The 20,635-nt window shown below is 38.6% G+C and carries 19 protein-coding genes; 2 read left to right on the forward strand and 17 right to left on the reverse strand.

The annotated features are described in order from the left end of the window. Positions 1-48 precede the first annotated feature (48 nt). The gene (locus IIB39_02790; GenBank protein ID MCH8927625.1) at positions 49-933 is read left to right on the forward strand and encodes a glycosyltransferase; all 885 of its coding nucleotides are present in this window, start codon (positions 49-51) and stop codon (positions 931-933) included. Position 934: 1 nt separating this feature from the next. On the opposite strand, the gene IIB39_02795 is transcribed toward IIB39_02790, so the two are convergent. The 6 genes from IIB39_02795 to IIB39_02820 all read right to left on the reverse strand — a co-directional run bounded on the left by IIB39_02795 (position 935) and on the right by IIB39_02820 (position 6,730). Next, the gene (locus tag IIB39_02795; GenBank protein MCH8927626.1) at positions 935-1,102 is read right to left on the reverse strand and encodes a hypothetical protein; all 168 of its coding nucleotides are present in this window, start codon (positions 1,100-1,102) and stop codon (positions 935-937) included. Continuing rightward, positions 1,096-1,947 carry a glycosyltransferase gene (locus tag IIB39_02800; protein ID MCH8927627.1) on the reverse strand — a complete coding sequence of 284 codons (852 nt, stop codon included), beginning with the start codon at positions 1,945-1,947 and terminating at the stop codon, positions 1,096-1,098. The genes IIB39_02795 and IIB39_02800 overlap by 7 nt, the downstream gene beginning before the upstream one ends. Continuing rightward, on the reverse strand, positions 1,913-3,043 hold the full coding sequence (locus tag IIB39_02805; GenBank protein MCH8927628.1) for a glycosyltransferase family 4 protein: 1,131 nt from the start codon (positions 3,041-3,043) through the stop codon (positions 1,913-1,915). Before IIB39_02805 ends, IIB39_02800 begins: the two co-directional genes overlap by 35 nt. Next, entirely contained in the window at positions 3,043-4,104 is a 1,062-nt protein-coding gene (locus tag IIB39_02810) for a glycosyltransferase family 9 protein (protein MCH8927629.1), read from the reverse strand. The genes IIB39_02805 and IIB39_02810 overlap by 1 nt, the downstream gene beginning before the upstream one ends. Further along, on the reverse strand, positions 4,104-5,798 hold the full coding sequence (locus tag IIB39_02815) for an ABC transporter ATP-binding protein (GenBank protein ID MCH8927630.1): 1,695 nt from the start codon (positions 5,796-5,798) through the stop codon (positions 4,104-4,106). The genes IIB39_02810 and IIB39_02815 overlap by 1 nt, the downstream gene beginning before the upstream one ends. Before the next feature lie 245 nt (positions 5,799-6,043). Further along, positions 6,044-6,730 carry a Crp/Fnr family transcriptional regulator gene (locus IIB39_02820; GenBank protein ID MCH8927631.1) on the reverse strand — a complete coding sequence of 229 codons (687 nt, stop codon included), beginning with the start codon at positions 6,728-6,730 and terminating at the stop codon, positions 6,044-6,046. A gap of 253 nt (positions 6,731-6,983) precedes the next feature. Here IIB39_02820 and rpsT point away from each other — a divergent pair, with 253 nt between their 5' ends. Continuing rightward, the gene (gene rpsT / locus IIB39_02825; protein ID MCH8927632.1) at positions 6,984-7,238 is read left to right on the forward strand and encodes a 30S ribosomal protein S20; all 255 of its coding nucleotides are present in this window, start codon (positions 6,984-6,986) and stop codon (positions 7,236-7,238) included. 55 nt (positions 7,239-7,293) lie between these two features. Here rpsT and guaB read toward each other — a convergent pair whose 3' ends face one another. The 11 genes from guaB to IIB39_02880 all read right to left on the reverse strand — a co-directional run bounded on the left by guaB (position 7,294) and on the right by IIB39_02880 (position 20,393). Further along, positions 7,294-8,766, reverse strand: a complete 1,473-nt coding sequence (gene guaB, locus IIB39_02830; GenBank protein MCH8927633.1) for an IMP dehydrogenase — start codon at positions 8,764-8,766, stop codon at positions 7,294-7,296. Positions 8,767-8,855: 89 nt separating this feature from the next. Further along, positions 8,856-10,229, reverse strand: coding sequence for a sodium:alanine symporter family protein (locus IIB39_02835; protein ID MCH8927634.1), 1,374 nt, complete (start codon positions 10,227-10,229; stop codon positions 8,856-8,858). Between the two features lie 18 nt (positions 10,230-10,247). Beyond that, the gene (locus IIB39_02840; GenBank protein ID MCH8927635.1) at positions 10,248-13,160 is read right to left on the reverse strand and encodes a DEAD/DEAH box helicase; all 2,913 of its coding nucleotides are present in this window, start codon (positions 13,158-13,160) and stop codon (positions 10,248-10,250) included. An 85-nt stretch (positions 13,161-13,245) separates the two neighbouring features. Next, positions 13,246-14,424 carry an NAD(P)/FAD-dependent oxidoreductase gene (locus IIB39_02845; GenBank protein MCH8927636.1) on the reverse strand — a complete coding sequence of 393 codons (1,179 nt, stop codon included), beginning with the start codon at positions 14,422-14,424 and terminating at the stop codon, positions 13,246-13,248. Continuing rightward, positions 14,421-14,612, reverse strand: coding sequence for a 4Fe-4S binding protein (locus IIB39_02850; protein MCH8927637.1), 192 nt, complete (start codon positions 14,610-14,612; stop codon positions 14,421-14,423). The genes IIB39_02845 and IIB39_02850 overlap by 4 nt, the downstream gene beginning before the upstream one ends. A gap of 124 nt (positions 14,613-14,736) precedes the next feature. Continuing rightward, on the reverse strand, positions 14,737-16,134 hold the full coding sequence (locus IIB39_02855) for an amidophosphoribosyltransferase (protein MCH8927638.1): 1,398 nt from the start codon (positions 16,132-16,134) through the stop codon (positions 14,737-14,739). Then, complete coding sequence (locus IIB39_02860; protein ID MCH8927639.1) at positions 16,124-17,182, reverse strand: PHP domain-containing protein; 1,059 nt, start codon at positions 17,180-17,182, stop codon at positions 16,124-16,126. The genes IIB39_02855 and IIB39_02860 overlap by 11 nt, the downstream gene beginning before the upstream one ends. Positions 17,183-17,196: 14 nt before the next feature. Further along, complete coding sequence (locus IIB39_02865; GenBank protein ID MCH8927640.1) at positions 17,197-18,576, reverse strand: sodium-dependent transporter; 1,380 nt, start codon at positions 18,574-18,576, stop codon at positions 17,197-17,199. A gap of 15 nt (positions 18,577-18,591) precedes the next feature. Then, entirely contained in the window at positions 18,592-19,122 is a 531-nt protein-coding gene (locus tag IIB39_02870) for a hypothetical protein (GenBank protein ID MCH8927641.1), read from the reverse strand. Positions 19,123-19,127: 5 nt separating this feature from the next. Beyond that, positions 19,128-20,000: a diacylglycerol kinase family lipid kinase gene (locus IIB39_02875; GenBank protein ID MCH8927642.1), complete on the reverse strand. Its 873-nt coding sequence runs from the start codon at positions 19,998-20,000 to the stop codon at positions 19,128-19,130. Positions 20,001-20,012: 12 nt separating this feature from the next. Next, positions 20,013-20,393 (reverse strand): RidA family protein, encoded by a 381-nt coding sequence (locus IIB39_02880; GenBank protein ID MCH8927643.1) that lies wholly within the window; start codon positions 20,391-20,393, stop codon positions 20,013-20,015. Positions 20,394-20,635 lie beyond the last annotated feature (242 nt).

Genomic DNA, 20,635 nt, shown 5'->3' on the forward strand with positions numbered 1-20,635 from the left:
GCCTATAAATTATGCCGCAAGTGAAATGATACAGTAGAGACTCAAATTATGCAAGTAAGTGGTTTTTCATTTGTTAGAAATGGAATTAAACTTGGATACCCGATAAAAGAAGCGATAGCATCCATTCTACCAATTTGTGATGAATTCGTAATCGCCATCGGTAAATCTGAGGATGATACGTTGGAACAGGTGCAATCCATTCAAGATTCCCGGATTAAAATCATAGAAACGGATTGGGATGAAAAACATTTTGTTCATGGTAAGGTCAATGCCGTGCAATCGAATATTGCGCTTAATGAATGCGAAGGCGATTGGTGCTTTTATGTTCAGGCAGATGAAGTTATTCACGAAAAGTATTTGCCCATAGTAATGGAACGGATGAAGAATCTTTTGGATAACGATGACGTTCAGGGATTATTGTTCGATTATCTTCATTTTTGGGGTTCATTCGATTATTTCCAAAAATCCCGTAGATGGTATCGCCGGGAAGTCAGAGTGATCCGCAATAATATTGGCATTGAATCATGGAAAAGCGCTCAGAGTTTTCGTTTAAACGGGGAAAAACTCCGCGTGGCACACTCAAACGCCTCTGTGTACCATTACGGATGGGTTAGACCGCCAAAAGTGATGAAAGATAAGCAAATAGCGCTTGATTCAGTCCACCACGATAAAGAATGGGTAAAAAAGAAACACGAAGGAACCGCAACATCATTTGACTATGGTGATCCCAGGTATTTAACACGCTTTACTGACTCGCATCCGAAAATTATGGAAGAACGAATTGCGCTTTATAACTGGGATTTTAACAGCGGCAATAAAGCCGGACATCCTCACGAAAAAATATTTGATAGAGCGCGGACTTTTCTTGAGGACAGGGTATTGCATTATAGGATTGGTGAATATAAGAACTATATTTTGCTTAGTAATAAGTAACTTAGCCTAATCTATCTAAATAAATCCTTTCAACTCTATCTCCCCAACTTTCTACCGAATAATATTCTTTTATCTTTATTCGAGCAGTATTACCCATCTTTTTGCGGAGATTAGCAGAGCCGATTAAAGTATTTAATTTTTCGATCCATTCTTTATCAGACTTTACCAAATACCCATTCTCTGCGTTTGTAATAACAGAAGCATTAGCCCCACGTCGGAAGCAATAACAGGTAATCCCGCTGCCATATATTGAATTATCTTAATAGCACATTTCCCTTTGCTCCATTCGTCATCTTTCAACGGCATTATTCCTATATCCATCTGATAGAGATGACTCTTATAGTCATTAATATCCCACTTTATATTGACTATATTAATTCCCTTTGTTTCATAAGGTTTATCTGATATTACTTTAAGTATTACTTCGGGGCTATTTGTAGATATTTCAATGAATACTTTTTGCAATTCCTCTAAATATACCTGGTTATTCGATTGACCTATCCAGCCGATAGTAATAACTTCTTTATCGTTTTTTCTTTGATAATCGTAATCTGAAAATTTTACTGTTGTTGGAACCACTCTGACATTATTGTTAAATTTTGTTGCGAATTTTGCGAAATGTTCATTACCGGCTATCACTGTTTTCGCGGATCTAAGTACATATTTTAGTCGCCTTACGGTTTTAGGAGAGCCATTGCCAATCGCAGATAATTTCTTTGAAAACGAATCTCTGGCGTAAAGCGCATCATTAAAATCGTAAATAATGTTTTTATTCAGACTTTTAATCATAAATAGAAACGGTCTTGAGAATAATTTTTTTTGTATATGCACAATTTTTACAGAAAGAACTTTTTTCAATATAGAAACGAATTTTTTAAATCGAATGTGTCTCGCATAAATCCATTCTGCTTTCCATCCGTTGTCATTTAAATAATTCACCCATTGCATGCGCGATATCGAGTGCTTGCGCCATCTCTCTTCATCTGAGTGATGATCTTTGATTATACGTTTCAATAAATGCTTCCTCTGTCCTTCTTAGCATTTTATCAAGAGAAAAGTTATTTTCCGCGTGTTCTTTCCCCCGAACAGAAAGAGATTCTCTTTTGTTTAAATCAGATTTTAGTTCTATAAACTTCTTAGCTAAAGCGCTTACATCGTTCAGCGGCACAAGTTCAATGACATCATCTCCTTCCTTTGCAATCTCATCGACACCCGGAATATCGGTCGCAAGTACAGGGGTTCCTTGTGCCAGCGCTTCAAGAATCAAATTGGGCATTCCTTCATACAATGATGGATGAACCAATAAATCCGCGTCAGTTAGGATATTAGGTACGTCCCACCGATGACTGATAAACTTGACTATTTCAGATAAACCTAAATTTTTCACTTCATTTCGTAATTCATTTTCTTCTTCACCATCACCAATAATCACAACCTGTGTATTATTTAACTCATCTTTAACGAGAGACAAAGCTTTGAGGAAAAAGTTTTGCCCCTTTTGGTCTGATAACCTTCCTATAATAACAGCCAGGAACGTTTTATCAGAAATAGACAATTCTTTCCGGAACAATCCCTTTTCAATTTTGTCTGGAATGGCAACGCCATTATTTATTACATGTATTCTATCACCATTAAGCCAGGGCAAAAGACCGAGTAAATGATTTTTCAATGCGGAGGATGGAGTAATAATCAGATCAACGAAATGCTCATAAACAATTTTAAACCTCCATCTATTCTTAATAAGAGCCAGTCCTTTTCTCATTATGACAGTAGGTCTTTGTCCAATAATATATGCTAATGACAGGAGTCGAAGATCCTTTTCTCTACCTACGCATATCAGATCTATCTTCTCCTTAGTTGCGATATTTCTCAATTTATAACTTACAAAAGGGTTAAAATCCGAAGTGAATTTGACAGTATAATATTTAAAGGATTTAATATTACTCATTTCAATGAATTTGCTACCGGGTCTTCCGCAGTAAATCACCTTATAACCATTATCAGATAGTCCATTCCCCACCTCGAACATCCATTTTTCAACCCCACCCCATTTATTCTTAGCGATTGAGCTGATGAACATTACGTTCTTTAATTTTAGATTGCTTGGCATTAAATGAGCATTTTTAACGCGGATATTACGTTTTCATAAGACGGGTTTAACGGCTCCACAACCTTATGAGGAGAATTGGTATAACCGTATCTGTTATAATTATCAACTTTAAAGAGCTGTACACACGGAATATTCATAGCCGCAGCTAGATGAAGAGGACCTGTATCCCCTGTGATAAAAAGTGTGCATTTTGATATTAAACCGATAAGCAGTCCCATCGGCGGTGAATCGAAGTTGAATATATTTTTAGTGCGGATTTTATAGATTTTTTCAACCAAATCAACCTCGTCAGGGCCGCTGAATATAAAGATTTTCATTCCTTTATTCTGTAGATGGGATATTAGTTTCAAATAATTTTCAATGTCCCACCTTTTATCGTATCGTCCACCGATATTTATGCCTATTATTTTATCTTCCTGATGTATCCCGAGTTTTTGAATCATTTCTTGCGCTTCTGCTATTTCCCCGGTAGTTGGAGTGAGTGAAGGGTAATTAACACGTTTTTTTTCTGATAGATAATCCGCAAGATATAAGAATTTCCGGGATTCGTGCGAGTTTTCATCCATTATCGGTACGGATAGATTTAGAAATGATGATGATTCTTTCCGGTCATATCCTACAAACGCTTTGGAACGGGCAGATGCGCCTAAAAGAATATTGTTTACAGACAATGATGTCATACTACCTGCATCAATTACAAGATCATATTCTGCTTTTTTTAGCCGTTTCCTGAACTTAAAATAGTAAAATGGATTTTTAGCAGCCCGCTTTTGGTAAAATGGAATTATCTCATCTACTTCTTTAATATGTGATAGTATTTCTCCATATTTATAACCTGTTATCAGATGTAACTCACAATCAGGATAGTCCTCTTTCAAAGCTTTTATCAGTGGAATTATAAAAATTAGGTTTCCAATTCGATTATCCTGTCGAACTACTGCAATTTTTTTGATATTTAATTTTCTGAAATCCTGGAGGCTAATTTTGGTTGGGCTTGAAAAAGCCGAGAGGATTTTAATAATACCTCTTTTAATTTTCCTTTCGAGAAATTTAAAAAACACTATACCTGGAATTGAAGATTGTACAGCTTGGCGTAGAGACCATCTTCTTCGATTAATTCTTTATGAGTTCCCTCTTGAACTAATGACCCGTTATCGAGTACGATGATCTTGTCCGCTTTCTTCACTGTAGAAAGGCGATGCGCTATCATTATAACGGTTCGGTTTGCCATTAAATTTTCGATTGCTTGCTGGACTTTCATTTCCGATTCCAAGTCGAGTGAAGAAGTTGCTTCATCAAATATTAAAATTGGTGGATCATTTAAAATCGCTCTGGCAATTGCGACTCTTTGCTGCTGCCCTCCCGATAATCTTGTTCCTCTATCACCCAAGAATGTGCTATAGCCATCCGGAAGATTAGTGATGAAGTCGTGAGCATTAGCAGTTTTAGCTGCCTGGATTATCGCCTCTTTACTCTTGTCCTCTCTTCCATACGCAATATTGTTTCTCACAGTATCGTTAAAAAGTATTACTTCCTGCGTTACATAGCCTGTTAATTTTCTCAGGTCTTCCAAGTTAATGTCTTTTAGATTTATGCCGTCAATGGTGATTTCGCCGGATGTGGTATCATAAAACCGGGGTATTAAATTGGCGAAAGTCGATTTCCCGGCACCGCTTGGACCGACTATCGCGAGTATTTCTCCTGATTTAATGCTGATATTAATATCCTTTAATATAGCACCATCCCCGTAATTAAAATTTACGCTTTTAAAATCTATGGATTGTTCGATGCCTGTAATCCCGATAGGATTTGGAGGATTCACAATTTTTGGTACTATATCTATGATTTCAAATAACCGTTCTCCGGCAGAAAGTCCTTCCTGTATGCGAATATAATGAGTTCCAATCGCTTTTAACGGCTGCATCATACTGAATAGTGCGAATAGGTAAACTATAAAATCATTGGCTTCAATTGATTTGGCAAATATAACTTGTTTTCCTCCGAACCAAAGCACCACTGTAATTGCAGCGATACCGACAATTTCAGAAACAGGAGAGGAAGTTTTCCTCCAAACAAACACTTTTCTCATTACGTCGTGGTACTCCTTCGACTTGCGGGAGAACTTATCAACCTCAAATTTCTCCATTCCAAATGCCTTAACCAACCGCATACCTGACAGTGTCTCCTGAATAATAGAAATTATATTTGCCATTAACTTTTGAGATAGAAGAGCCTGACTTCTTAACATTTTTCCGATAAAATACATCAGTATTACAGATACTGATGTAACAGACAAAGCAATAACGGTGAGTTTCCAGGAAATCATTAATACGATTGCCAGATATAAGACTAATAGAAGTAAGTCTCGAATCATATTCAAGAATGTAGCCACAATGGCGGTATTTACTACTTGAACATCATTGGTCAGACGGGATATTAGCGTTCCTACTTTTGATTTATTAAAGTAGTCAAATGATAGATTTACCATATGACTATAAAGAATATTTCTTATGTCTCTGATAACACCCAGTTCGATGAGCGAAGCCATATAGAGATTTATGTAAAACGCGATATTCTTGATAAGAAAAACCACTATAATCGCTATACAGATAGTCGCAAGAGTTTCAAGTTTTGTATCCTGTATGATAAATCCGTTTACAAGATCGGTTACTTGAGTTTTTAATCCTTTTGTCATATCTATCTCGGAAAAATCAGCGAGTTCCCCTAATTTCGAAGAAGTAGTTACTTCAGTCATTTTATCAGGATAAAATATTATGTTAAATAAAGGGCCTATCATCCATATTGATGCGCTGCTGAATAATGCAAAAACTATCAGAGCAGCTACTGAGACGCCTAAATTACGAATATATGGCTTTAGGTAAGATAGTAATCTGATGTATAGATGCATGTCGGTTTTTATGACAAACTATGCGGTACGATTATAGTATTTAGGTAAGAAGCAATCAATTGAGAGCGATCATTACTGCAAAATGAATGTAATTAAATTCTCTTGGTAAACTCTAAGCGAAACTTGTCATAATCAAGGATAATTAATTTTTTCCCTTGTCTGTCGATATATTTCCTGTCTTTGAAATCACTCAGCATCCTTGATATTGTTTCTCTTGAAGTACCGGACATATTTGCCATATCCTGCTGCATCGGAAGCTCTTCTATAGTCACTTGCCCCATTTTGAACGTACCGGACTCTTCTGCAATTCGGAGTAATGTCAGAGCGACTCGATTTTCAGCATCTGACAATGAAAGAAATTCAATTTGTTGATCGGACTTTCTGATTCTACGAGCCAGTTCCTCCAACAAAGAAATAGCAATTTGCGGGTTATCTTTCAATATCGTTAGAAAATCTTCTCTTTTTAGTATAAACACTTCTGAATCCGAGAGAGCAATTACATTTGCGGAACGAGCCTCTCCATCCAAAAGTGACATCTCCCCGAAAAATTCACCTTCTGCCAATATTGATAATATTACTTCTTTGCCTTCTTCACTTAATCTCGTGATTTTTACCTTACCTTCATTAATTATAAACAGTGAATCACCGGGATCTTCCTCAAAAAGTATGATATTACCCTTTTTATAGGAGCGAGTGTGAACATGCCCCCATATTGCTTTCATCTCATTCTCTTCTAATTCACCAAATAAAGGCAGATTACTAAGAAGTTGATAACTCATTTAACAGGCTCCGCAAAAATATTGATATCAACTCTAAAGGATGTATTTTTCATAAGCTTTAAGTTATTTGGGTTTAACTGTTAATTGCAAGTATTTTGTAAGGAATATGTGACTGTATAAACCTGGAAGAATGGTTCTGACGCAGCAAACAGAGATTCAGTATTACCTTTTCCCATAATATTAAAAAAGGTTTGACATCCTATGATAAGAAATATATATTACGTCGCTTGAAAGAGGAGATATAAAAAAACCAATGGCAAACCATAAATCGACAATAAAAAGAATCAAGACCGATGCAAAGCGTCGCCTTAGAAATAATAGTCATAAATCTATGATGAAAACTCATATTAAAAACGTCCTGAGCACTACTGATAAAGAACAAGCGGAAGTTCTATTTAGAAAAACCATGAAAATTATAGATAAGATAGCAGCTAAGAAAATAATTCATGCTAATAGAGCAAGTTCTTACAAATCAAGACTCGCTACTTATGTCAATTCGCTCGGATAAATAACAGCTCTACCCTTTTCAAACAGAGATTCAGTTCTCTCAACTTCTAAGTAAGTTATACCTGTCCGCTTGACTGATAGTTAGGCGCTTCTCTTGATATTATAAGGTCGTGAGGATGACTTTCCCTAATACCCGATGAGGTAACCCTTGAAAATTTTGCGTTATTCCTAAAAGATTCAATATCCGGAGCGCCACAGTAGCCCATAGCGGCACGCACTCCTCCTAAAAATTGATGCACAGAATCTCTCACATGCCCGCGGTAAGGAACTCTTCCTTCAATTCCCTCCGGTACTAGCTTAGATGACTCTTCGTCTTCCTGAAAATACCTGTCGCTCCCTCCCTTTTGCATCGCTCCTATTGACCCCATTCCTCTATAAGTCTTAAACCACCTACCGTCAAGAAGTATCATTTCTCCGGGACTTTCTTCCATTCCTGCGAGAACGCTGCCCATCATCACAGATGATGCTCCTGAAGCAAGCGCTTTTGCTATATCTCCGGAATATCTGATTCCGCCATCCGCAATTATGGGGATATTATGATCTTTTGCCGCTTTATAACAATTCATAACAGCCGTAAGCTGAGGCATTCCAACACCCGTAACCACACGCGTCGTGCAAGAAGCTCCGGGTCCTATACCAACCTTCACCGCATCAGCACCACTCTTAATAAGAGCCGCTGTTCCTTCTTCCGTTACAACATTACCCGCAATAATTTCTTGTTCGGGATAAAGTGATTTTATTTTCTCCACGAGTTTTAACACCCCTTCGGAGTGTCCGTGGGCAGAATCAATAACCAACACATCAACTTGAGAATTAATTAATTGCTCTGCTCTATCTAATGAATCTTTTGCAACCCCGATTGCTGCACCTACTCTCAATCTACCCTTCGAATCCTTTGAAGCGTCCGGGAATTTGCGTGATTTCTCAATATCCTTGACGGTTAATAGTCCTGTAAGCTTCTCAGCGTCATTAACTAAAGGTAATTTTTCTATTCTGTTATCAGCTAAGATTTTTAAAGCGTCTTCGAATGATGTGTCATATGGCGCGGTGATTAATTTGTCTCCGGAAGTCATAACTTCTGAAATAGGAGTAGAGAAATCGGTTACATTCCATATGTCCCGATGCGTAACAATACCCCGAATAAATCCGTCCTCAACCACAGGAAATCCTGAAATAGATCTCAATTTTAAAAGTTTTAGTGCGTCACCCACATTACTATTTAATGAAATAGTTACAGGGTCTTGAATAATTGTGCTCTCCGCTCTTTTGACTCTGTCCACCGCTTCAGACTGTTCTTTTATTGCTTGATTTCTGTGTAAAATACCAATGCCGCCTATTATTGCCATCTCAATTGCCATTTTCGAACCGGTTACAGTATCCATTGCTGCGGATACAAGTGGCGCCGAGAGTGCAAGTTTTTTTGTTAATTGAGTATTCAGATTAACATCTCTCGGTAAAACCTTTGAGTGAGCGGGAATTAATAATACGTCGTCGAATGTCAGCGCTTCGTATTCTATTTTATCTGTCATATTGTTAATTTAAATTTCAATTAGTCTATCTAAGTTGTTAGTTAGAGTGCAACTAAGAATATACCGAATACAAAATTAGATTGATAATTCTATTTTCCATCTTCGTCTTCGTAAACGAAATCTTTCTCTTCACGCTTATCATTACCGGTAGCTAATCTCACTACAACCCCGCCAAGCGCAACTAATGCAATTAAATTTGGTACTACCATCATACCGTTCATTACATCTGCTAATATCCAGATAGCTTCAACTTCGTTCACCGTGCCCGCAAGCAGGGCAAAGCAAAATAACCACCTGAATGGTATTCTGATTTTATCACCGAATAAATATGCGAAGCCTTGTTCACCATAATAGGGCCATGCGATCAGAGTTGAAAATCCGAATAGAACTGAAGCAGCTCCTACAACCCAACCGCCAATTGTTCCAATTCCAATTTCAAATGAACTCGCAACAAGCACTGTGCTTGTATTACCGGTAGTCCATAACGCAGCTGACAGAATCACAAGAGCTGTAATGGTATTAATGACTATAGTATCAATAAACACGCCTATCATACTCACTCTACCTTGCGAGCGAGGTGAGCTCACCTTTGCCACCCCGTGTATTACAGGAGCGACGCCTGCTCCGGCTTCGCTTGAAAACGTTCCTCTCGCCACACCGTATCGCATCGCCATCATTACAGAAGCGCCAGCAAAACCACCCGTCGCACTTTGCGGAGTAAATGCAGAATGGACTATAAGAGATAACAATGATGGAATTTCCGCTATGTTGAGCAGGATTATGAAAATTCCCACTCCTAAATATGCTATAACCATAAACGGTGTCAATTTTATCGCAACTGCGGCGATACCCTTGATTCCTTTTATTATAACTAACCAGATAAGTATTGCGATAACAATTCCGCTGAGCAGCATTGGAATGCCAAGCAATTTATTGATGACCAACGTCATTGAGTTTATTTGAATCGTAGAAGTGGTAATAAGAGTCCTGAGACCCATAAAAAATGCAAAAATAAAAGCAAGCCATTTCCACCCTAATCCATATTTAATGTAATACATTGGGCCGGCCAAAATACTACCATCTTTTCTAACGCGCCTGTAATAAACTCCAAGGGACGATTCGGCAAAAGAATTTGCCATTCCGAGCAGAGCGGATATCCACATCCAGAATATTGCTCCGGGTCCTCCAATTGCAATCGCTGTAGCGACACCGGCAATATTTCCGTTTCCTACTACTCCTCCCAATGAAGTCATTAAAGCTTCATAGGAGGTCAAATCCCCTTTCTCCTTTTCGCTGGTACTACTTAACCTATATTTGCTAAGGAGAAACTTTAATGCGTCTGTGAATCCAAACAGCTGAATAAATTTCAATCTTATTGTAAAATATATTCCTATCCCCAGAAGAAATATCAACATATGAGGACCCCATACAATTGTGCCGATAAGTTTTATAAAATCTACCATAAGGTTGCCGGAGTACTGTTATTTAAATTCTTCCATCCACGATATGACCTCGTCAACTGAATTAAGGACCGAGACATTTGTCGGAAGGGATTTTACGAATAAATTACCATATTGTTTTTTAGCCACACGGTTATCCAGGATCAAGACTATTCCTTTGTCCGTCTTGGATCTAATAAGCCTACCGACACCCTGCCTGAATTTTATAATTGATTCCGGCAGCGAATAACTTACAAAAGCGTTTTTTCCTTCAGATTTCAGTTTGTCTTCAATGGCTAACACAATAGGTTCTGTTGGTACTACAAACGGAAGCTTGGTTATAACTAAAAATTCGAGGGCGCTGCCCTGAACATCGATCCCCTCCCAAAATGAATCAGTGCCAAGCAACGTCCCATTTCCGTCGTTTTTTAACTTTTCCTGCAAAGCATATCTTGAACCGTCCTTTCCCTGTCCAAGCAGCAAAAGTCCCATATCTTTATATATTGGTTCTAAATCATCATAAAACTTGTTCATCATACTGTAGGACGTAAATAGCATCAAAGTTCCCATTCGGAACTTTCTGTTTACCTCAGAAATCAAATTGACAGCCTTTTCATTAAAATCGTTGTCATTCGGGAGAGGTAGAAATGAGGCAATTCCTATCCTGGATTGATTTTCATAATCAAACGGAGAGCCGACTTCGAGGGTTACCAGCCTATCGTAATCATTTAACCCTACGCCGCTCCTTTCGAGAAAGTAATCAAAAGTGCCAGTGGTCGTCAATGTTGCGGATGTAAAAATACCACATCTTAAATTCGCATAAAGATATTCATTAAGTGTCTCTGCCATATTTATCGGAACTGAAAACAGCCTTACATCGAGGCTATCGGATTTTTTGGGTAGTTCTACCCAATAAACCTTATCCTCTTCCGGAGCGGAGAACAAATTCTCAGCTGTTAAAATAAGATCGTTTATGCCTTCTGCTCCATTTAAAAGATCAACTAACGCTTCTTCTGCTTTAACCATACCGCCGAATGGAATATCCCGAACGATTTCTAACAACTCTCTCATAATTTTTTTAAGTGAATAGAGAGATTGAAAAAATTTATCAGTTCTTCCGGATACATCCTTAAAAAAATCGTCTCCGTCTTTATAACGAATTTTGGAGGTATAATTACTTCTCTCTTTAGGTACCCATTCGGAGCTGTTATTTAGATCAGAAAATAATTCTGTGGCTAAGACCCCACTTTCCGATGCTCTCCCAATCGCTGTTTCCAACAATCTTGATATAGTCTCCGACTCTGAACTGTTTTTTATGAGATGCAATACAGAGGCAAATTTTTCAAGAGCGCCCCCGTTAAGCGAATCCTTTTCGTGAAGTGTAGAAAGAGTTTTCCTGATTTTCCATATTGAAAGTTCTTCGCCAAGAAATTGCCAGGCATCTTTTTCAAGATTATGTGCTTCATCTATTACGAGGTTCTGATAGTCGTTCAAAACTTGATTATTTGATGCCGCATCAGCCAGTAAGAGTGAATGATTTACCACTATCAAATCTGCACTGCCGGCGGCTTCCCGCACTTTACCCAAATAACAGCCATTATACTGCTTACATCGAATCCGACTGCATTTTCCCGATTCAGCGGATAATTTCCCCCAGAGTGTATATGCGCGGTTTCGGTTAAAACCATAATTTTCTTCTATATCGCCGGTATTTGTATGCATAATCCAAGGAACAATCGGAGCTAGCTGTATTCTTTCCTCTGCCGTAAGCCATTTATTCGGTTCAATCAAAGATTGATGATACCTGGTAAGACAGATATAATTATTTCTTCCTTTTAACAGGACCGCTTTAAACGGCAGTTCCAGCGATTGGTGTAAGAATGGCAGATCTTTGTAAAACAGCTGATCCTGCAAATTTTTCGTTCTTGTGGAAATTACAACTCTTTGAGCTGCCGACCGATTATTATAAGACCATAATATACTGGGAACCAAATACGCGAGTGTTTTTCCCACACCCGTTCCGGCCTCTACCGCTAACATTTCTCCCTTATTTAGAGCTTCCGCCACTGCGAACGCCATATTTTCTTGTTGAGGTCTTTCCTCATATCCTTCTAATCTAAAGGATAATTCTCCCCCTGTCTCAAATTTTGCTTTAACTTCCTTCGGATCAATTAAATTCAGAAGAGGCGCTGCTTCTATCTGAACGGATGCTGATCTGCCAATGACGTTATTTTGGGGGATTTTGACATTTGGTGGCAGCAATTCTTCCCCTTCAGCTATTTCACCTGATTGTATCAATTCTGAAAAACGACTGAATAATTTCTTTGATGAGTTCTTAGTTCCTTCAAAAAGATTCGAAAGAGTGCTGATTGTTTGGTATTTAGATTCCAACAATCGGTCAATAACCTTTAAAAATACCTGACCCGCACGTTCTGCATCAGCATAAGCGCGATGTGCGTTCGCCGGGTCAAAGTCAAAGTAATCTGCAAGAGTCACCAATTTATGATTTGTAATCCACCAGAAAAAGATTCTTGAAAGCAGCGCAGTATCATATACATCGTTGGTGAAATATGAATCCGGGGTTTTTGACGACTCCGATGAAGAGGCATCTATTTTAGCAGCCCAAGCCCGAAGAAAACCCATATCAAAAGGAGAATTATGAGCGACTAAGGGATAGTCGCCACAGTAATCCATAAACTCAGGTAATACTTTATCAATATCAGGTGAATCGCTTACGTCGTCGTTAGATATACCGGTCAGACCTGTAATAAATTTTGGTATGCTAATGGGAGGCTTAACTAATGATTCATAACTTTCAACAGGTTTACCGTCTATAAATTTCATAGCTCCTATCTCTATGATAAATTCCGTAGAAGAGCTAAGACCTGTTGTCTCCAAATCAAGAGCGATGAACTCAGACAGGTTTAATTTATTGAGTGTTTCTTTATCTGGCATACAGAAACACCATATCTATTTCATATTAAGATTAGAATGGATAGCTGAAAAATAACATATTGAAAGAAATATTCTAATTTGAATTTTAAATTCCCGCAAATGCTCTGGCAACACTTATTAATAGCTTTGGATGCCTTAATAATGCAGTTGTAAAGACCTTTTTAAGACTCCTCTCGGACGGTGAAAGCCCGCCGATAATATCAGCGGTTCTATTCAGGTCATCATCTGTTAATTTGACCACTGCTGATTTTATCTTATACATCCTTTCATAATTTTTCCCTAAAAGTTTATGCCAGTCCTTTTCGTACTTCTTCAAAAAACTGTAGGAGTAATTCCCGGCAATCACCGCTTCCGCTGCTATTATACCCGCTAATTTCCCTCCCTGCATTCCCGATATTATGCCGCCTCCAGTTACAGGATTTACCATGTGAGCTGCATCTCCGCAAATCATAAGGTTGTCTGTGGCAATATTTGGGAGCGTGTGGGCGCAAGGAACGCCTCCAACCACGGTAGTTAAAATAGCGGCATCAGGATAATAACTTTCCATAAATTCTTCCAAATATTTTCTCGCAGATTTTTTCTTATTATGAATACCCCCCACCCCAATTCCGATATTAGCGAATTTATCACCTTTTGGAAAAACCCAAAGATAACCGCCGGGAGCTTTATTCGCTCCTAAATAAAAGTCCAGGCGGTTACTTACGCAACTAATATTGGAAACCGACATTTGAACAGCTGCTTCAATATCTTTGATTTTTATAGTTGTTTTCAATCCAGCCCATCTGCCAACCCGGGATTCAACTCCATCCGCGGCAATGATTATTTTAGCTCTGAACTCGATTTCTTCCGAAAGGTGGGTAGCTTTTACTCCTATGATCTCGTCGCCATTTTTCACGAGATCATATACGTACGCTTTTGTAAGGATAGCGACTCCCGTGTTACCCGCTAAGAGCGCCAATTCATAATCAAACATCCTTCTGTCTAATACATATCCCGCCTCTGCAAGATTTTCTATATCAACATACTTCCCGGAAGGCGCAACAAGACGGAATGCATCAATCGTGGAGGCAATCCATTTCGGATTAGGTTCTATAAAGTTTTTAAGCCCTTCAGCGCCAACAGCCTCACCGCATCGGACAGGCATCCCGATATCTCTATCTTTTTCGAGCATAAGAACTGATGCTCCGCCTTCGGCAGCGAATCGGGCGGCTGTGCTTCCGGCAGGTCCGCCACCAACAACTATTACATCAAATTCATCTTTCATGCGCTGATCATTTCTGTTTTATCCGTATGGAGCACTTCAATCGGACAAATCCAAACGCACAGATCGCAATCTATGCATCTATCATGCAAAATGACGATATTTGCTTCAAATAATTCAATAGCATCAACAGGACAAACAGCAACACACGTCCCGCAAAAATCGCATTTATTTTCTTCAACACTGATCAATGTTATCTCATTTCATGGTAAATAATTATTACTGCTCTTTGTGTGATGCAATATAATGAATACGTTTAGATTTAACAATCTGCACTGATGAAATATTTACTTTATCCAAAGGATGTACGAAAAACTAATTTTCAAATATCTCTTTATCCTGTTTTTCATTTACTTTTATTGGATACTCGCCGGTAAAACAGGCGCTGCAAAATTCGGAAGGGTCCTTACTTGTGGCGCCGAGCATATTTTCCGTGGATAGATAATGAAGAGAATCTACTCCTAAATATTCTTTTATTTCATCCACACTCATTTTTCCCGCAATTAACTCTTCTGTGGATGGGAAATCAAGACCATAATAGCATGGATGCTTAATTGGAGGGCTGGAGATTCGCACATGAATTTCTTTACAGCCTGCATTCTTTAGTAATTTCGTTAATTTCTTTAAAGTCGTGCCCCTGACGATTGAATCATCCACAACAATAACTTTCTTATCTTTCAGCACGCCTCCAACAGTGTTAAACTTTATTTTTACTCCAAAGTCTCTTTGGTCCTGTCTTGGATTAATAAAAGTTCTTCCGACATAATGGTTTCTTATCAATCCGATTTCAAACTTTTTGCCGGATCTTGATGCATAACCTAATGCCGTGGTGTTACTGCTATCAGGCACTGATATAACTATGTCCGCATCTTCCACATCCGCTTCATCAGCAAGATTTCTACCTAATTGTCTCCGTGTCTTATCAACAAATTCTCCAAATACGCGACTGTCCGGGCGAGAGAAATAAACATATTCAAAAATACAGTATTTTGGAGTGCATTCACCTTCGAATGAATGAAGTCCATCTTCGTCAATGATGATAATTTCGCCCGGTTTCACATCACGGATGTATTCCGCCTCAATCAGATCAAATGCACAAGATTCAGAGGCAAATACATAACAATCACCCAGCTTGCCTACACATAACGGTCTGAATCCGTGCGGATCTCTAACCGCAATTAGATATTTTTCTGTCATAAGGACCATTGAATATGCTCCCGTAACAATGTTTAGAGCGTCTCTAATTTTATCTTCAATTTTATTGGATTTGCTCTTTGCCATGAGGTGAATAATCAGTTCGGTATCTGTAGTTGTTTGAAAAATAGTCCCTTCTTCCATAAGTTTTTTTCGAAGAGACGCCGTGTTCACTAAATTACCATTATGTGATATGGCTATCTGGTAATCAAACAAGTTGAAGACCAATGGCTGGATATTCGCAATCTTGGATGCTCCTGTAGTGGAATATCTGTTATGCCCGATCGCAATATGTCCTTTAAGCTCTTCTAATACTTTTGGTTCCGAAAAAATATCCGCGACAAGACCCATTCCAAGATGTTTATACGACAACTTGCCGTCAGTTGAAACGATTCCGGACGATTCCTGACCACGATGTTGCAAGGCAAATAGCCCGTGGTATGTGATTGTGGACGCTTCGTCGTGTCCGTATATTCCGAATACTCCGCATTTTTCATTTATACTTTTTTTACGCTGCATTATTTCCTAGCTTTCTAATTCTGATATGATTTGAGTAAATCCATCCCTTTCCGCCCTGATAGACTTCTACTCTGTATACACCTGCTTCACCAACTATTCTGGTGGCCTCTTCGCTAAATATTCGACCTGCCCTTTTACCGTTGTGAACAAATCGAATCGCCGCCTTTTCCGGAATAGCGACATTCAGGATTACTTCTCCTTCGACCAGGTCAATTTCCTGACCCATATTATAATCTTTCCCATTATACTCTGCCCAAAATCTGAATCCGCGCGCATCACCAAGTTTGTAATTGCTGATGAAACATCTTGCGCTTCTAATGGCATTTATAAACCGATTCTTTGTATCAACTACATGGTCTCCTGATTTTATCGGTTCATAAAAAAGCAAGTGAGTTCGAATGGTATTAAACAAAACTTTATAAGGAAATATCTTTACTTTTATTCCAATCGGAAGTCGGTGCATATGCTGATGGGCATCAACTCCTCCAATTCCGCTTATCCTTCTTTTCAGACTCAGAGAATCCCACATTTCAAGTATTCTGTCCGTGGGAGTTACCATCGAAGAGCGGGGATGCAGCCATCTCCAGATCTTATTCCATTTAGTTAAACCCTCAATCCAATGAGACATTTGATTCCAAATTTCAATCGAATCAAATCCATCGAGTTCCCAATGAGTCCATGGATAAGGAGGGTAGGATTCAAGATGACGGCGAATCTCGTCAGGATGCGCTATGATACCGAGGGCCCCTTTTTGAGAGGCGAGTTCCACATACTCTTTAGCCGAGAGATCATTCGGCATTACTTCATCTATGCCAAATAACATATAATGATTTTCATCATTTACGTCGTTATGCTCATATCCGATTACAGTCAATAAATCATTATTCCATCCCTCGTAACCGTCTTTAATCGGTTGTAGAGTGAAATGATCCGTAAACATTAAATAGTCTAATTTTGCGGATTGACCTGCTTTGATAATCTCTTCAAACGTACCGGAACCGTCGGAGTAAACCGAATGCATATGGATGCAGCCTACTTTCTCGTACATGTTAATCATGCTGTTTATTGAAATTCTTTGCCAAGTAAAACTGCAATTATTATGGAACCAACTGCCAGCGGAGCTAAGTATTTAATAGCTTTATCCCATAGCGGATAACTGAAGAACCTGCTCGACTGGAGCCCGAATTCTTCTTTTTTAATAGTCTTGGATAATATCCATCCGGTAAACACTGCTATGAAAAATCCACCTATCGGCAATAAGAAATTAGATGCGAGATAATCAAACGTGTTGAAAAATCCAGCTGTATTTTCTCTGCCGATTATATTGAAGTTTGAAAGCCACCCCACCGCACCGTTTGACAAGGCGGAAAATATACCAAATGTAAAGATTGCAGAGCCGGTGATTATTGTTGCCTTTTTCCGTGTCCATCTTAACTGGTCAATAAGATACGATGCAACTACTTCTAATAGTGAAATCGCGGATGTGAGCGCAGCGAATGCAACAAGTGTGAAAAATAAAATCGAAAATATATTACCACCCGGCAACTTCATAAAGACAACTGGTAGGGTAGTAAATAATATTCCGGCGCTTTTCGTCGGTACCAGATCAAAAGTCATTATGATAGGAAATATCATTAAACAAGCAAGTATAGCTATCATCGTGTCAAGTCCGGTTACAATAAGAGCGGCTTTCGGAATAGAGCTTTTCTTATCCATATATGAGCCGTATGTAATCATTGCGCCCATTCCTAAGCTTAAAGAGAAAAATGCATGACCTAAAGCTTCTAAAAATCCTGCGCCTGATAATTCTGAGAAGTTAGGGCGAAAAAGAAACCTAATCGCTCTTCCGGCGCCTTCGGTGGTCAGCGCAAGACCTACCAATATTAAAATTATAATAAACAATATAGGCATAAGTATTCGGGCAGATCGCTCGATTCCGCGACTTACTCCACCTGTTACCACAAATACCGTAATTCCCATGAATAACGCATGCCAAAATATCTGTCTGTATGGGTCAGAAACAAAATCTACAAACTGTTGAGTAACCTGGTCTGTTGTTTGGTTATTAAACGCACCGGAAACAGATTTCACAACATATTCCAAGGTCCAGCCTGCGACCACACTATAGTAAGAAAGAATTATGAAGCCCGTTGCAACGCCAAGCCAACCAAGCCAAGTCCAATTTTTCCCACCTAATGCAGCCATCGCTCCCACAGGACTCAGCTGAGTTCTTCTTCCAATAATAATTTCAGCTATCATTATCGGCAATCCAATCAAAAGGATAGAAATAAGATACATCAGCACAAATGCTCCGCCATCATTGGTATAGGTCATATAAGGAAATTTCCATATATTCCCTAATCCAATCGCAGAACCTGCTGCCGCTAAAATAAAACCGATTTTAGATCCCCATTTTTCCCTTTCTGCTGTGTTAGAATTCATTCTTGTTCCTATAGTTTAGAAATTAAACTGTAATTGCATTGATAGATCACTCTTACGGTTGTTACTTATTAGTTTAACTGAGAATTCATCATCAATGGATATTCCGTCTAAATGGGCATCTACAAATGCATCACCCATTGCAAGCAAATATCCGGCACCAAATAACCATCCCCAGCCATTTCTTCCCTGTTCTTTGTCCTCAATATCTAAAGCACTTATACCTGTGATAGTGTTGCTCGCCAAGCCGGCATTATAAGTATCTTCAAGAGTTTTCAATTCATCGTCTAATTTCAAATAGCGGGACATAAAGTAAAATTCTCCTCCAAGAAATACGAGTGCTTTAATAAACTTCCTGTTATATACCTGTCCCCAACCCGGTAAAATCAGAGAGCGTATCAAAGCGCCTTTTGGCGATTTCGAAGTATAGCTATCGTTGAGATCAGCATCATCTGAAATTGCGAAATTCCTGGTTGTGATTTGAGCGTTATTGATTTCAGGTATACTGAAGAATAAAACAAAAAATATGAGGGGATGATATAGTCGCATTTATTTCAATTGGATAGGACTTTAAGCGCTGCTTTAAGTATTGAAGCAGAAATTTTACCGGAGGAGTTTGATACAACCTCGCCATCCACATGCAATGGCATAGGAAAATCACTTTCTATTGTTATATTTTCACCTCGAATAGTATCAACTTCATCCAATTTATTTAGATTACCATTCATTGCACTCCTAATGTTCAGCAGCAACTTAAACAAAGAAGCGTCGCGCATGATAGTAACATCCAATATTCCATCGTCAATTTCCGCATCAGGCGCTACAATAAAGCCGCCGCCTTCACTTTTCGAATTGCATACTGACACCATGAATATAATATCTTCAACTACCTTATCATCAACAGTTATTTTTAAGGGAATGGCTTTATAACGAATGGCGGTTTTTACAACACTGTAAATATATAACGGTAGTCCTCTAAGGAATTTGACCTTTCCGGTCACATCGCTTACCACCCCGTTGAAACCTACCCCTGCTGTATTTAAACTAATTCGGTCGTTTACTCGTATAACGTCAATATTACGAACTTTGCCATTTATAATTGTATCAATTGATTCGTGTATATTAGAAGAAATATTCAGCATTTTTGCAAAATCATTTCCCGAACCTAACGGTATCAGACCTAAAATAGCTTCAGTTCCTACGACGCCCTCTCCTACTTCGTTCACTGTCCCGTCACCTCCAAGCGCTATCACTTTTTCGAATGATTTTGATGCCTCTTTTGCGATGCTGACACCGTGGCGCGGATAGTTGGTATATTCGACGTCAAATTTAACATCTCGGCGATTTAGCTCCGCTATTACCTTTTTACTTTTCTTTAACGCCGAACCCTTTCCCGCAGCCGGGTTAACAATTAACTTGATACTCATAATATAAATATTTTATAGTTCTGCAATACATTCAATTTCTATATCAACGCCTAACGGTAATTTTGATACTTCTACCGCCGCTCGAGCAGGAGGATCGTATTTGAAAAATTCAGCATACGTTTCGTTTACCTCCGAAAAATTAGATAGATCAGTTAGATAAACATTAGTCTTTACAATTTTATCAATACTTGATCCGGCAGATTCTACGATCGCTTTCAGATTCTCTAATACCCTATTACAGCGCGCCTTAAAATCTCCGTCGATCAATTCACCGGTATCAGGGTCCAAAGGGATTTGACCAGATACAAAAATCAGATTACCTGTGACTATAGCCTGATTATATGCCCCAACAGGGGCGGGCGCATTTTGCGTACTTATAACAATTTTAGTCATTATTGGGCCTTAGTTAATAACATCGTTAGATTTAATTTCAGATTTTTCCATACAAATATAATAGGGGATTTTTAAACACATTAAATTGCTATTGGAGAAGTTAATAAAAGGCATATTTTCAGCAAATAAATATTGCCTGATAGAATAGAATTTTTCAGTTTATATTCTTTGTTGTTTCGGCTTCTGAATCATATAATTAGTTCATTCATATTAATTCAGATTGTATAAAATGTCAAATTCTT

This window comes from Candidatus Neomarinimicrobiota bacterium (genome assembly GCA_022573815.1).
Classification (GTDB): domain Bacteria; phylum Fidelibacterota; class SORT01; order SORT01; family SORT01; genus JACZTG01.

What these genes read in the sequence shown, in the direction of transcription:
- IIB39_02790 (MCH8927625.1), top strand. Translation starts at nt 49, where the DNA reads ATGCAAGTAAGTGGTTTTTCATTTGTTAGAAATGGAATTAAACTTGGA.
- IIB39_02805 (MCH8927628.1), bottom strand. Translation starts at nt 3,043, where the DNA reads ATGCCAAGCAATCTAAAATTAAAGAACGTAATGTTCATCAGCTCAATC.
- IIB39_02815 (MCH8927630.1), bottom strand. Translation starts at nt 5,798, where the DNA reads ATGACTGAAGTAACTACTTCTTCGAAATTAGGGGAACTCGCTGATTTT.
- IIB39_02820 (MCH8927631.1), bottom strand. Translation starts at nt 6,730, where the DNA reads ATGAGTTATCAACTTCTTAGTAATCTGCCTTTATTTGGTGAATTAGAA.
- rpsT (MCH8927632.1), top strand. Translation starts at nt 6,984, where the DNA reads ATGGCAAACCATAAATCGACAATAAAAAGAATCAAGACCGATGCAAAG.
- guaB (MCH8927633.1), bottom strand. Translation starts at nt 8,766, where the DNA reads ATGACAGATAAAATAGAATACGAAGCGCTGACATTCGACGACGTATTA.
- IIB39_02835 (MCH8927634.1), bottom strand. Translation starts at nt 10,229, where the DNA reads ATGGTAGATTTTATAAAACTTATCGGCACAATTGTATGGGGTCCTCAT.
- IIB39_02840 (MCH8927635.1), bottom strand. Translation starts at nt 13,160, where the DNA reads ATGCCAGATAAAGAAACACTCAATAAATTAAACCTGTCTGAGTTCATC.
- IIB39_02845 (MCH8927636.1), bottom strand. Translation starts at nt 14,424, where the DNA reads ATGAAAGATGAATTTGATGTAATAGTTGTTGGTGGCGGACCTGCCGGA.
- IIB39_02855 (MCH8927638.1), bottom strand. Translation starts at nt 16,134, where the DNA reads ATGCAGCGTAAAAAAAGTATAAATGAAAAATGCGGAGTATTCGGAATA.
- IIB39_02860 (MCH8927639.1), bottom strand. Translation starts at nt 17,182, where the DNA reads ATGTACGAGAAAGTAGGCTGCATCCATATGCATTCGGTTTACTCCGAC.
- IIB39_02865 (MCH8927640.1), bottom strand. Translation starts at nt 18,576, where the DNA reads ATGAATTCTAACACAGCAGAAAGGGAAAAATGGGGATCTAAAATCGGT.
- IIB39_02870 (MCH8927641.1), bottom strand. Translation starts at nt 19,122, where the DNA reads ATGCGACTATATCATCCCCTCATATTTTTTGTTTTATTCTTCAGTATA.
- IIB39_02875 (MCH8927642.1), bottom strand. Translation starts at nt 20,000, where the DNA reads ATGAGTATCAAGTTAATTGTTAACCCGGCTGCGGGAAAGGGTTCGGCG.
- IIB39_02880 (MCH8927643.1), bottom strand. Translation starts at nt 20,393, where the DNA reads ATGACTAAAATTGTTATAAGTACGCAAAATGCGCCCGCCCCTGTTGGG.